At 41.6% G+C, this 14,426-nt stretch carries 11 protein-coding genes; all 11 read left to right on the top strand.

The genetic code is table 11. The features are described 5' to 3' along the window. Positions 1–88: 88 nt before the first annotated feature. The 11 genes from miaB (at position 89) to HF312_12540 (ending at position 14,426) form a co-directional block, all read left to right on the top strand. Positions 89–1,438 carry a tRNA (N6-isopentenyl adenosine(37)-C2)-methylthiotransferase MiaB gene (gene miaB, locus HF312_12490; GenBank protein MCU7521028.1) on the top strand — a complete coding sequence of 450 codons (1,350 nt, stop codon included), beginning with the start codon at positions 89–91 and terminating at the stop codon, positions 1,436–1,438. Between the two features lie 69 nt (positions 1,439–1,507). Next, the gene (locus HF312_12495; GenBank protein ID MCU7521029.1) at positions 1,508–2,233 is read left to right on the top strand and encodes a hypothetical protein; all 726 of its coding nucleotides are present in this window, start codon (positions 1,508–1,510) and stop codon (positions 2,231–2,233) included. Between the two features lie 103 nt (positions 2,234–2,336). Further along, complete coding sequence (locus HF312_12500) at positions 2,337–3,131, top strand: ribonuclease Z (protein MCU7521030.1); 795 nt, start codon at positions 2,337–2,339, stop codon at positions 3,129–3,131. Between the two features lie 86 nt (positions 3,132–3,217). Beyond that, complete coding sequence (locus tag HF312_12505; GenBank protein ID MCU7521031.1) at positions 3,218–4,330, top strand: sigma-54-dependent Fis family transcriptional regulator; 1,113 nt, start codon at positions 3,218–3,220, stop codon at positions 4,328–4,330. After that, positions 4,320–4,847 (top strand): LptE family protein, encoded by a 528-nt coding sequence (locus tag HF312_12510; protein ID MCU7521032.1) that lies wholly within the window; start codon positions 4,320–4,322, stop codon positions 4,845–4,847. The genes HF312_12505 and HF312_12510 overlap by 11 nt, the downstream gene beginning before the upstream one ends. A 19-nt stretch (positions 4,848–4,866) precedes the next feature. Next, positions 4,867–6,315 (top strand): glycosyltransferase, encoded by a 1,449-nt coding sequence (locus HF312_12515; protein ID MCU7521033.1) that lies wholly within the window; start codon positions 4,867–4,869, stop codon positions 6,313–6,315. Positions 6,316–6,323: 8 nt separating this feature from the next. Beyond that, a complete protein-coding gene (locus tag HF312_12520) occupies positions 6,324–7,037 on the top strand; it encodes a tetratricopeptide repeat protein (protein ID MCU7521034.1) in 714 nt (237 codons plus the stop codon). A gap of 299 nt (positions 7,038–7,336) precedes the next feature. Next, positions 7,337–8,857, top strand: coding sequence for a T9SS type A sorting domain-containing protein (locus tag HF312_12525; GenBank protein MCU7521035.1), 1,521 nt, complete (start codon positions 7,337–7,339; stop codon positions 8,855–8,857). A 57-nt stretch (positions 8,858–8,914) separates the two neighbouring features. Beyond that, complete coding sequence (locus tag HF312_12530) at positions 8,915–12,814, top strand: T9SS type A sorting domain-containing protein (protein ID MCU7521036.1); 3,900 nt, start codon at positions 8,915–8,917, stop codon at positions 12,812–12,814. Between the two features lie 111 nt (positions 12,815–12,925). After that, positions 12,926–13,543 (top strand): hypothetical protein, encoded by a 618-nt coding sequence (locus tag HF312_12535; GenBank protein MCU7521037.1) that lies wholly within the window; start codon positions 12,926–12,928, stop codon positions 13,541–13,543. Positions 13,544–13,781: 238 nt separating this feature from the next. Further along, complete coding sequence (locus tag HF312_12540) at positions 13,782–14,426, top strand: DNA-3-methyladenine glycosylase (GenBank protein ID MCU7521038.1); 645 nt, start codon at positions 13,782–13,784, stop codon at positions 14,424–14,426.

The raw sequence follows: 14,426 nt of genomic DNA on the forward strand, positions 1-14,426 counted from the left end.
TCAGTTATGAGCTATTCAGTTTGGGCAATAAATTCATTGTTTAGAAGACATGAAATCTTTATATTTGAGCTTAAAATGAAAGAGACAAATGAGTAAGAATAACATATATATTGAGACCTATGGCTGTCAGATGAATCTTGCCGATACTGAGATTGTAATGGGTATACTTAAAAATAACGGCTATGAGATTACACAGACCGCTGAAGATGCAAATGTAATTTTGATAAATACATGCAGCGTCCGCGATAACGCAGAACAGAGAATCTACGGGCGCCTGGGGAATTTCAAGACGCTGAAAAATGAAAAGCCGGGTCTTGTTGTAGGCATACTTGGATGCATGGCTGAAAGGCTGAAAAAAGACCTTATTGAAGAAAAGAAAATTGTGGACCTCGTTGTAGGCCCCGATGAATACCGCAGGCTTCCTGAATATCTGAATGTTGCCTTTAACGGAGAAAAGGGAATAGGCGTTAAACTATCGCGCACTGAAACATACGACGATATTACTCCTTACAGGGAAGACGGCCTCCAGGCCTGGATATCGGTTATGCGCGGGTGCGACAAGTTCTGCACATATTGTGTTGTTCCATTTACACGCGGACGCGAAAGAAGCCGCGCTCTTACTTCAATTGTTGAAGAGGTTAAAGTCCTTTCAAAAAGAGGCTTCAGGGAAGTCACTCTTCTGGGGCAGAACGTAAACTCATATAACGACAACGGTTCAGACTTTGCGGACCTGCTTGCGGCCTGTGCCGCAGTGGACCCGAAGATGAGAATAAGGTTTACCACTTCTCATCCGCAGGACCTGTCGGATAAGCTCCTTTATACTATTGCCGGCAACGACAACATATGTAACTATATCCATCTTCCCGTACAGGCGGGCTCAAACAGGATCCTTATGCTCATGAACCGTACCTATACGATTGAGCATTATCTTGATCTTATTGAGAGGGCAAAGAGGATAATTCCGGGCGTCAGCTTTTCAACAGATATTATTGCAGGATTCCCGACCGAGACCTTAGAAGACCACCTGATGACGCTTGAAGTCATGCGCAAGGTGCGCTACGACGGGGCCTATATGTTCAAGTATTCGCCGCGCGAGGGCACAAAAGCATACAAAATGGAAGATGACGTTCCCGAGGAAGTAAAGGTCAAACGCCTCAGTGAGATCATAGATCTTCAGCAGCAGATTTCACATGAATTAAACCAGGGTCTGATAGGGAAAGAAGAGATTGTGCTGGTTGAAGGCTTCAGCCGGAAGAGCGAGGATTTCATGTCGGGCCGTACGGATTCAAACAAGGTTGCCATATTCCCGCGTTCAGAAAAGATCAAAGAAGGCAGCTATGTAAAAGTTAAGATCAACAGGGCAACCTCCGGCACTTTGTTCGGGGATGTCGTGGAAATTTATCCTGAAGCAGGAGAAAACCTGCATTTAACCGCCTGAAAGATTTTCAGGCAGTTTTAGCAAGCTTAAAATAAAAGACGGACAATTTTTATCCAGGAAACATAAGAAGTGCGTACTATTCTAATTTCGGTTTTATTCCTGTTCCTGATGTGCCTAATACCGGCTTATGCTCAGGAAGCAAACATCACCCCGTACCTCAGACAGATCGAATCAGGCCAGATTGAAAGTGCAAGGCAGGGGCTTGAAAAGCTGAAGAAGTCCAACGCGAAGGATCCTTCTGTGATGTTCCTGGATGCAATGCTGACGCAGGAGGGAAAAGAGGCACTAACGAAGTACACTGAGATATATCAGAAGTATCCCAAAAGCAGATACGCCGATGCCTCGCTATACTGGGTTTATTCTTACTACTACTCCCTCGGCAGCTACTCCAAAGCCTCGGGCTATATGGCTGAGCTGAAGAAGAACTATCCAAAGTCCCAGTTCTTAACGCCGGAAAAGAAAAACATGTCTTCGGTAAAAGATGACACAAATGTTACGGCTATCGTAGAGAAGAAACCTTTAGAGAAGAAAATTGTAAATTCAGGGACAAAAAATGTTTCCAAGTTTACAATACAGGCAGGGGCATTTCTTCAGGAAGAAAACGCCGCCAGGCTGATGGACAGTTTCCGCGAGGCGGGGTACTTTACTGAGATGAAGAAAAAGGATGTTGCCGGAAGCACGCTGAACATAATAAACGTCGGGAAATTTGAAACCGAGGAGGAAGCCCGCAAGACGCTCGACTTTATTAACACGCGCTACAAATTAAACGGCCGGGTAATCAGGGCAGGGCAGTAGCCGGTCAACGTGATATACTTACTTGTTTCTTTGATTTCTGATACTTATTATAGTGGTAAATTTAAGTGGTAAAGATTATGTCTGATAGTCTTAAAGGTTTGTTTTGGAAATAACATTTGTCGGCACCGGGTCGGGGAAAGTATCCCTTGAGCGTTACTTTTCCTCATTTCTGCTATCTGTGCCTGAATACAACCTCCTGGTTGATGCCGGCGACGGTGCTTCACGGGCCTTAGAGCAAAGCCGCATAGATTTTAACGCCATAAATTCAGTTTTATTCTCCCACTTCCATCCCGATCACCTTAACGGAATCAGTTCACTTATCATCCAGATGAAAATGAGGAAAAGGGCAATCCCTCTTCAGCTCATAGTGCACGAAAGGCTTACAGAAAAGCTGGAGGAGTTTCTTGAAACAGGTTACGTATTTAAAGAGCGTCTGGGTTTTGAGCTGAGCATACTGGGCTTTAAGCCTCAGGAGAGTTTCTTTTTGTCGGACAACCTCAGTTTCAAGGCCGTGGAAAATTCACACCTTAAAAAGTACGAGGGGACTTTTGATGTATATAAGGCGGGAAAGGACAAGTCGCTTCTAGCCTCGGCAGGTTTTTTATTTATTGGGGAAAGTATAAAGGTGTTTTACACAGGGGACGCTGCAGATAAAAGTGACCTCTACCTTTTCAAGAATGAGGCTCCTGAAATTCTTATCAGTGAAGTAACTCATATTGAATTTAGTGATCTTCTTCAGGCAGTAAAGGAGCAAAGGAGCATCCGGAAGACGTTTTTAACGCATATAGGTGATGAAGAATCCTTAAAGCTACAGCTTGAGAGGCTTCCCTTGTCTGAGCGTGAAAAGTTTGTAATTGCCTTCGACGGAATGAAAAAGGACCTGGCATCACCTTTTTAGAAGAAGGGCATCTCTTTGGAATTTAAATAAATAAAAATATGTGTTAAATTGGGTGTAGTTTTTATACTTCTATTGCAAGAAAAAGAATGACCATTAGTCAGTTTCAGGAAAAATTCGGAATCATAGGTAAATCCAAGGAAATAAGAGACCTTGTTGATATAATAATGCAGGTAGCCCAGTCGGACATTTCAGTTCTGATATTTGGCGAAAGCGGCGTTGGCAAAGAGGTTTTTGCCCGGGCCATTCATGGCTACAGCAAAAGGGCCGACAAGCCCCTTGTTACAGTCAACTGCGGGGCTATTCCCGAAGGCATACTTGAAAGCGAGCTCTTCGGCCACAGGAAGGGGTCCTTTACAGGCGCAGTTGACAACAGGAAGGGGTATTTTGAAATTGCCGACGGCGGTACGCTGTTTTTAGATGAGCTGGCTGAAATGCCGCTTACTACACAGGTAAAGCTTCTGAGGGCAATTGAGAATAAGGAGTTTATGCGTATTGGAAGTGAAACCGTAACACAGGTGGACGTGCGCATTGTTGCCGCCACCAACAAGGACCTCCAGAAGGAGGTAGACGCCAAGAGGTTCAGGGAAGACCTTTACTTCCGCCTTAAGGCCGTTACACTTTACATCCCGCCATTAAGAAAACGCAGGGAAGATATTTCTGAACTTGCGCTCCATTTTATTAAGATGTATTCAGAGGCAAACAACCTGCCGCAGCCGCACATTACAAACGAGGCTCTGGACCTTCTGACCAACTTCCCCTGGACGGGTAATATACGAGAACTTAAGAACTCCATTGAGACAGCAATAGCCTTAAACCGCACGGGAATGCTGGACGTGCAGTCGTTTTCATTCCTTCTTAAGAGCAGGAGTGAAGAAAGAGAAAACAGGAATCTGCCCGTTTTCATCCACCGCACGCCGGAGGAATCGGACAGGGAGATGATCTACCGCGCTTTAATTGATATCAAGCGGGATTTGATGGAGCTTAAGCAGGTGGTCTATAAAAACTACCAGGAAATTCACGAAAAGGATAACAATAATTCGCACATTAATGTCGACGAAGTGGTGCCGATTGAGGTAATGGAGAAAGAGGCAATCAGGAACGCCCTTCATTACTCCAAAGGCAACAAAAAAGAAGCGGCAAAACTCTTAAAAATAAGTGAAAGAACACTTTACCGGAAGATGCAGGAATATGATCTATAAAATTATGCGCCCTTTGGGACTATTGTTTGTTATAATGATTGTTAGTAATTTTGAGGGCTGTTTTTATTCCTTTACCGGGGCCTCGGTGGCTCCGCACTTAAAAACAGTGGCTATCCCGGTAGCTGAAGACAGAAGCGGGGTGGGGGAACTTAATTTAAGGGAGCAGCTGACAAGCAAGCTTATTCAGTCATTTAATAATGACAACACGCTCCGTGTGGCTGAAAAGTCGGGTGCCGACGCGCTGCTTGAGTGTTCAATAATTTCATTTACAGATGCCCCTGCAGTAATTACAGCAGCAGGAAATAACAGGGAAAGCGTTGCGACCCGAAGAATAACGGTTACAGTAAGGGTTATGTTCAAGGATCTGGTTAAAAAGAAGACCATTTCCGAAAAAAATTATTCTAATTACGGTGATTATACAACGGAAAATATAGCGGCTAACAGGCCGGCAGGGATTCAGACGGCGCTTAACAGGGTGACGGAGGATATACTGATCGGCACGGTATCAAATTGGTAAAAATTTTCAAGGAAAAACAATGGATGATGTAGTACTAATTTCTTATTTCATTTCACTATCGATATTATTGATTTTCGGCTGTCACGGTTTTGTGATGCTGTTTTATCATAACAAATACGGGCAGAACCGCCCCCAGGCGAACAAGGAATTAAAAGAGGATAAAAAAGTTACCATTCAGCTTCCTTTGTATAACGAGCTTTATGTTGTCGAAAGACTAATTAACTGTGTCTGCGCTATTGACTATCCGAAAGACCTACTTGAAGTTCAGGTGCTCGACGACTCCACAGACGAAACGACACAGCTCGTAGCAAGGCTCGTTGCAGAAAAGCAAAATCTGGGTTTCGACATCAAGCAGATCAGGCGCGGCAACAGGGAAGGTTTCAAGGCCGGTGCCCTTTACGAGGGGCTTAAAGTTGCCAAAGGTGATTACGTGGCCATATTTGATGCTGATTTTATGCCGACAAAAGATTTTCTCAAGAAGACTCTAAGCTATTTTAATAATCCGAAGATCGGAATGGTTCAGACCAGGTGGGATCATGCCAACAGCGAGGAATCGCTTCTTACCAAAGTTCAGGCACTTGCTTTAGACGGGCACTTTGTTATAGAACAGAGCGTAAGAAACAAGGCAGGATTCTTCATTACATTTAACGGCACAGGCGGCATCTGGAAAAAAGAATGCATTGAGGATGCCGGCAACTGGCAGGGTGACACTCTGGCCGAGGACCTGGACCTCAGCTACAGGGCACAGTTAAAGGGGTGGAAGTTTGTTTACCTGAGGGACTTTACAACTCCTGCCGAGCTTCCGGATGAGATTAACGCGCTTAAGGCACAGCAGTTCAGGTGGACAAAAGGCCACATTGAAACGGCAAAGAAGCTTCTCCCATTGGTCTGGAAAAGTAAAAACATTTCACTCAGGACCAAGCTTCAGTGCACATTTCACCTGAGCATTAACTTTGCATTTCCTATTACGCTTCTGGCTTGCATACTGAACGTTCCGCTTGTCTTTATCAAGAACAGCGGCCCGCACGAGGCTTTCTTTAACATGATGTCGATCTTCATTCTGGCATTCTTCAGCTCATTTTTGTTCTATCTCTATTCACAGAAAGACATTCATACAGACTGGAGAAAGAAGATAGCATTATTCCCGCTTTTTATGGCAGGGAGCATGGGCTTTGCGGTAAACAATTCAAGAGCCGTTGTTGAAGGCCTTTTAAGCAGAAAGAGTGAGTTTGTACGTACGCCAAAGGTAAAGCCGGGCGACAATCAGCCGAAGCCTAACTACAGCGCAAGAAAGAAACTCAGTCCAACGGTTTATATTGAAATGCTTTTAGCGGCATACTGCCTGGTGGGTGTAATTGCTTCAATTTACTTCATGGAAATTGCAGCCTTACCGTTCCACCTGTTGTTCTTCCTGGGATTTACGATGGTTTCGTCAATGTCGCTTAAAAGTGTATATTCAAAGAAATAAGGTGACAGTTGCCAAAGAAAGATCTCTTTGAAGAAAAGCTTGCCCTCATTTACGAATACAACAGGAAGAGTCCTTTGTTCGTAAGGGCGGCAGGAATTGAAATTGAAAAAAACAATCTGCACAAGGCCGTCAGCATACTGCAAGACGGCCTTGCAGAATATCCCAATTACTCTACGGCTTACATTCTACTCGGCAAGGCTCAGATGATGCTGGGCAATTATGATGAAGCCGAGGAGGCTTTCAAAAAAGGCTCAAGCCTCATACATTCCAAAGAAACACTTTACTATTATAACGGCGAGCTGGAAAAAAGGAGAAGGAAAAGTTCTAATCTTGAAAGCCGCAGGGTTTCATTCCTGGATGCTGATGCAGAAAATCCACCGGAAGGCGGGACTGAAAAAAGTGAAGCTCCGCAGGAAGACACTATAAATCCGCCGACGATTGAAGAAAGGCTGGATGACCTGGCAAAGGAAATATCCTCAGCCAAAATATCACTAAATATTAATCCCGAAGAAACAGTGCCTGAGGCAAAGAAGCAGAATCCCGAGCCGGCAGAATCCGCCATAGCATCGGAAACGCTAGCCAAGATATATCTTTCACAGGGCAAGTTCACTGAGGCCCTTGCAATCTACAAGATCCTTATACGTAAAAGTCCTGAAAAAAAAGACGCCTACCAGGCCAAGATAGAGGAAATTGAGCAGCAGTTAGGGCAGAGCGGCTGGTAGAACTCATCAGTAATTTTGAGGAATTTTTAAACCGTAATTTGGATATATTTACTATTCCTGAGAAAAATCATTTTTATCCACACCTGGAGAACATCATTCATAAGTAACCCGAGGAGATTTTAAGCATATTGTTTTTCTTGCTTTTGTATAATCAATATATTAGCTTAGAATCACTTTCCTTATCAATATTGCAGTTTAAGAGATATTATCTAAAAAAAGCAATACATGGGAAAAGCTGTTTTATTTGATTATTGAACAATTAATAACTTCCAACAGATTTCAATTTTCAGGAACAGGCCATGAAAAAACTTCATCTCTCAGTTTTCATTATCATAATAACATTGACCTTTCTGTCCCCATTACTTAATGCCCAGATATCATTCCTTAAAACCTACGGCGATTCCCTTTATAATGAAGGCACTTGTGTCCTTCAGACTTCGGACAGCGGATATGTTGTTACTTCATCTACTCAGGACTACATAGAAGATCCATCTACTTCATTATACCGGAAAATTGGAAGCATACAGCTGATGAAGACTGATAAGTACGGGGACTCTGTATGGACAAAAACCTATACTTTTAAGAAATCTGTATCCCCAGGGCAGATACTGCAGACAGAAGGGGGGGAATTTATCATTTCAGGATGTTTGGCTCAGGATACCACACCTCCGTTAAACCTTTTAATCAGGACAGATTCCAAAGGCGATACATTATGGACCAGAACCTACGGGAAGGTATCAAGCTGGGGCAGGAATAATTTGCTTCAGTTAAAAAACGGCAGTTTTATTCTTTCAGGCATCTTTGACAGCACATACAATGAGTATTACCCTACAATAATAAAAATTGACAATAACGGGCTTGTTAAATGGGCTAAAAGATACACTCAGATAATTAACAGAATGAGCACCGGGATTACTGAAACGCCTGAGAATGGTTTTATGCTCGCCCTGGAGGGATCCGCCATACTTAAGACTGATTCCCTGGGAAATCTTCTATGGCACAAATATCTGATCGAGAGGGATCCAACAATGGAGGATGGTGGAGCTGACTTCGATCTGATAACCAGGACACAGGACAATGGTTACTATCTGATTGGAAACAGGACAGTAAAACACAAAACTGCCTCAGATCTTGAACATCACCTTATGGTGATAAAGCTTAATTCAGAAGGAGACACGCTATGGGCCAAAAAACTGGGCAGGCTTGATGACACGGACTGGGGTTATGGAACGTTTTATCCTAATTCCTACGATAACCTGCCTGACGGTGGCCTGATCATTTCAGGCAGCAGCGACTATCCTGACTTTCTTCTCAGAATGGATGCCGAAGGCAATGAAGTCTGGATGAAATACAACCTGGTGCGTGAGCCCTATCCATGCAGGAGCGTCTGGAGGTCTGTAAAAGGAACCTATGACGGAGGATTTATTGCAGCAGGATATAAAAGACTTTCTTCCGAAGCAGCAGCGGATATAATCCTTCTTAAAACAGACGGCAATGGGAATATTACGGGTGTTCATGATGCCGGGGGTAAAAAAACTGTTGCGAGCAGTTTCAAACTTGATCAGAACTATCCAAATCCTTTTAACCCCTCCACAAGAATAACATACAATCTCGATAAGGAAGGCAATGTTGACCTAAGCATTTACAACATGCTGGGGGAGAAAATTACTACACTTGTAAAACAGCAGCAGTTCCAAGGCAGCCATTCATACGATCTGAATATAAGCTCTTCAGGCATAAGCCTTCAAAGCGGCATATATATTTATGTCCTGAAAACAGAGCATTATTATGCAGCAAGGAAAATGGCAATTATAAAATAAACTGTACGCTTCTTTACTCTTAAATTTCTCTAATTCTCAATTTACTCAGGGGAACACATGAAACAAAAAGCCTTTATTTATTGCTCGCTGCTGCTTTCTATCTTTGCTTTTTCAATTCTACACGCTGAATGGAGACCTATAGGGAATAATCAGAAACCTCAAAAACCTTTAATACAAATTATTTCACATTCGCCAAATGAATATATAATTGAGATTAATCTGTTTGGGCTTGATTCAAGTGAAATTCAAGTTGACAACAATGTTTACCAGAAAATATTTTTGCCTGAGTATTTTAATGGGGGCGAGACAGGAAAACCAGAGTTGCCGATTATTATTGAATCCCTTTGCCTTCCCGAGCAGGCAAAAGTGGAAATATCAATAATAGATTCCTCCATCAAAACACTACAAAATTATTTAATATATCCGCTGCAAAAAGTATCTCCTGAAAACATCAAAAAGGAATTCTGTATTGATAAGGAATTTTACAGGAGAAATATTTTTTATCCTGAAAAGTCAGCTATAGTCGATAATAAGGGAGGAGTGTGGCGGGATTTGAATGTCCGTACATTGAGGATCTACCCGGTAAAATATAACCCGGCGACAAAAGAATTAAAAGTTTATAACAGACTTGTCTTAAAGTTAAAATATACAGGTGAAAATAGTGGGATAGTTAAAAAAAACATTTCCCCAGAATGGGATCAAATATATAGAGACAAAGTTCTTAACTATCCTCTGTTAAGTAACAGTAGTCTGATGACTCTTACAGCTACCGGAAATGCATATAAGTATTTGATAATTACTTCAGATGATTTTGTCTCTAACATAAAACCTTTTGCCGATTACAAAACCAGACAAGGGCTTCTGTCAAAGGTTTATAAGTTATCCCAAATCACAACAGTAAAGGATAATACAGCGATAAGAGATTTTATAAAAAGGGAATTTGGCAATAACCCAGGTATCGAATATGTGCTTCTGGTAGGTGATGAAAGTTTAATTCCCATGGCAATTTATCATGATAATGAATATAATTTTGATTATGTGGGTGATTATGCTTATACATGCACGAATCTTCAAGGGAATAGCTTAAGTCAAGGCCCTTCAGCTTTTTATGCAAGCTTTGGTATTGGCCGAATTTCGGCTATTTCCGAAGCAGAAGTTGATAATTTTGTTTCAAAATCCATAGGGTACGAAACTAACCCTCCTCTAGATAATAATTGGACAAGCAATGCTCTATTCGTAGCCCATCGCAATCAAAATTCTGATCTTTTTGAAACCGAGAAAAAGAAAATTGCCGGATGGTATTCAGGATTCTTTTCAAATATCTATGGAGCTTATGGTGGAGATGGAGCCACAAATAGTACAATAAAAAATGCTATTGAATCCCTAGGGGTTGGAGTGATAAACTACAGAGGTCACGGAGCTGAGAACCGTTGGGATTCTTGGAACGGAGTTGAATCATTTACGTCTGATAATGCTTTTAATTTAAGTAATGGGAGAAAACTACCGGTAGTCTTCTCAATCTCATGTGATAACTCGAGGCTGGATTATTCAGGAAATTGTCTGTCAGAAGGATTTACAAAATCAAGAAGTGGGGCGGTTGCAGTTTTGGGAGCCACCAGAGTAACAGCTAATGCACCAAATGATTATTTAGATGAAAGCATATTTTCAAATTTAGTAAGTAATAATGGCAGAAAAAGAATATCTATAATCAGCAATAATGCAACAAAAACAGTTTTAGATAATTTTTGTGGTAATAATACAGCTGAGATTCAAACTTTGGGAGGTAATGATGACTCTAGAGATGCAAAGAAAAATGCCCTGTATTATTTATGGTTGGGAGATCCTGCATTAGATATGTACACCGGAGCAATCTCTCAAATTCCGGGTGTTGATGTTAGAGATGACGGTTCAAGTATTACAGTTACAGCCGGAATTCCTTGCGATATTTGCATAAGCGGAGGAATTAACGGAACGGAGCTTTATAGCCTCGTTTCCGGGGCTTCAACAAATTCAGTCTCTACAACGATTAGGCCGTTATATATTACTATTTCAGCTCATAATTTCGTGCCATATAATGCGATAACAGGCGGCACATTATTATCAGATGAGACCTGGATGTATAACATGCATGTTTTGGGAGATGTAATGTTACCTGCTGGAAAAACATTAACTGTAAAACCGGGAACTACATTAATATTTAATAATAACTCCTCCCTTGTAGTAAACGGCAGCCTGAATGCCAATGGAGCAACTTTTGATTTTATTTCAGGCAATTCCACTTATACCAATGGCATTAAACTTCTTGCGGGCTCAACTGCCTCAATTTCCAATTCAAAAATAAAGAATGCATATAGAGCAATTGACCTAAACCAGGCGTATTTAAACCTGTCCGGCTGTGACATTACCGGATGCTCAAGCCATGGCATCAATATGTATGATGAAAGAAGCGTCGCAAATCGCTCTGAAATTTATGCCTGTAATATACATGACAATACCGGAACGGGCATAGTTTTATATTATTCGTCCCCCATAATTCAGGTTAATAATATTTACAACAACTACTATGGAATGGGTGTGGCCGATTATTCGGCTCCGTCACTTGGATATATGGGCGCCTATGGATATAACCATATATACTCAAACAGGTCGCACGGATTTTCTGCAAATCGCAATTCTAACCCATTTCTGGGAGAAAATATTTGTATAACGAACGGGGGACATAATAAAATTGAAAATAATACGGGGTATAACCTTAGCGTATTTGGAAACAGCATCGTAACTGCCGAGAACAACTGGTGGGAGTACTTATCGGATAATGTAACGATCAATACTGCCAGGTTTTATGTCAGTTCGGGCAGTTTTGATTATTATCCACCTGCTGATCCGGAGGATCCGGCACGCTATTATGATCAGGATCCGAATTTAGTCCCTGGTACTCCTTTAAGCCAGAGTTCCCCGGAAGAAAAGCTTTTTGATAAGAAGTTTGTTTCTTCTACAGGCGCTGTGTCCAAAGGCGGAATAAATGAGAGTCAGATTGCTTCTATGGGTAAGGACTCTTTAGATGTCAAGGCTGAGTTAAAAACTCCAACGGGCTATGATGAGAAGTGGCCTATATTGAAAAAACTTACATATGCAAAATACCTGCTCTTACTGAACCGGGACGCTGAATCTAATCAGATATGCAAGAAAATAGTTGAAAGTATACCTGACTCTTCGCTGTCTTATTATGCCCTGGATATATTGTGGCAATCAGGAAGGAAGAACAGGATGGAGGACTTTAAGGACTACCTGAAGCTCCTTAAGTCGACTTTGGACAATAAGGCAGCTGCTCTTATGGCTGAGGTCATAGAGGCCAGATTCAATAAGGAAAACAGGATAAAACTGCTGGATGAGATGTGGGATAAGATAAAAAGAGCAGGGAAAAAAGAATTAAGCTCTAAGGCAAAGCAGGACATTCAGGAATCCATTCTTTTCAGCAAACTTCTCTATTACCTGAATGATAAGAAGAATGTGGAAAAAGCAAAGGAAACGGTCCTGGAAGTTGATGATCTTGTAGGCTTTGGAAGCCATTCTTCAGTAGAAGCCCACAGCCTCATTGGAGACATTATTCCCGAAAAAGAGATTCTGGTAAAAGAACTAAAGGATTCAGAGGAAAGTGCTGCAATTGAAAAACCGACTGAATACAGCCTTTCAGGCAATTATCCGAACCCCTTTAACCCGTCGACCAGGATTGACTATATGCTTCCCATGACAAGCAAGGTTGAGCTTAAGGTCTATGACATCTTAGGTCATGAAGTAGCAACTCTGGTAAATACAATACAGGAGGCTGGAAGATACAGCACTATATTTAATGCTTCAAACGTTTCAAGCGGGCTCTATATATACAAAATTAGTGCCCATTCACTTGAAAACGGCAGGGTATTTGAAAAAACAGCCAAGATGATGTTTTTGAAGTAATATCATAGAATGTGAAGATTATGCCGGTTTCTAAAAAGTGCTTTTATTAAAGCCTTTGGAGCCGGCATTTATTTCTTCTGAAGTAATAATGAGATATTTAGGAGTAAATTTTTGAAGAAAGTTTGTTCTGTTGCCTTTTTTATTCTCCTCATAATAAACATTCAGATAAAGTCTGAGGATAGAACGGAAACAATGAAAAAGCTTGAGGCCAGGAAAAGCCTTATTCATAATGCAGCCCAGATGTTTGGTGTCAATGAACGCTACTTAAAAGCTGTGATATATGTGGAAAGGACAATGAATTACGACTGGAAAGATGACGTTCTGGATGAGATACTTGCAGCCTCAGGGCTTAACAGTTCCTTAGGATTCTGTCAGGTTAAGCTTAAGACCGCATACTGGATTGAAAATCAGTTGAATAATGCTGAAAGTGAGTTTTATCCGGGGGATAAGTACAAAGGGCTGCTTAAAATAAGCGGCTCGCCTAAAGAGATAATAAAGAAGCTTTACAATGATTCATTGAATATTTGTTATGCCGCCGCATATATTAAAATAATGCTTTCGAGGTGGAAAACATCAGGATTTCCCATAGATGACAAGCCTGAAATTATGGGAACTTTGTACTTTGCCGGGCTATTTACAATATCCGGGGAGGAAAGAAAGCCCAGACTGAACCCTGTGGCAAGCCGGTACGGCATGATGGTTAAGGAGAGTACTAAATTATTGAAATAGTATAACCAGTTTTAGTGAACAAGAATGTAAATCATTTTCTCCCAATTCTTTTCAGCCTCTTCATCTTTTATGAAGCAATCTTTTATTTCATAAGAAAATTAAAGGGGCTGCTAATTCCATCCATGTAAAAATCCCGAATTACTTTTCGTCTGGATTCACGCCTTATTTTAACGTATTTTAACGGATTGAATTTTCCTTTAAGGCCTTGATATGTTTTTATGTTTAGAGAAGAGATCTGATGATTAAAGGGGACTTTTCCCGCAGGAAGCTTACGAACAGAAAGCTTACAAGGGAGTTTTATACCGGGGACCTGATACCCGTTGCAAAATCCCTTCTTGGTAAGACTTTGGTTAAAGAAGACGGGGACAGGCTTTTTGCCGGGAGAATCGTTGAAGTTGAAGCCTACGACGGCGCTGTGGATGAGGCGGCCCACACATTCATCGGCAGAACCCCCCGCAATGAAATTATGTTCGGCATCGGGGGATATCTCTACGTCTACTTTACATACGGGATGTATTTCTGCTGCAATGTGGTTACAGGGCACGAAGGGGAGGGGAAGGCGGTCCTGCTAAGAGCCGTTGAACCGATAGAAGGAATTGAAGCAATGGTACAAAACCGCATGAAAAGAGATTTAGTAAATATAGATAATCTTACTAAAAAGGAATACCACAATCTGACCAGCGGTCCGGGGAAACTCTGCCAGGCATTTAACATCAGGCGGGAGGATAACGGAACCGATCTTCTGGGCAGCAGGATATATATTCTGGACGGTGGAGATGTTAAAAGTGAGGATATTGTTACTTCAAGAAGGATCGGCATTACTAAATCGGTTGAGCTGCCATGGCGCTTTTTTATAAAAAATAATCCTTTTGTTTCAAAATAA

The organism is Ignavibacteria bacterium (assembly GCA_025612375.1).
In the GTDB taxonomy this organism is placed as follows: Bacteria; Bacteroidota; Ignavibacteria; order Ignavibacteriales; family SURF-24; genus JAAXKN01.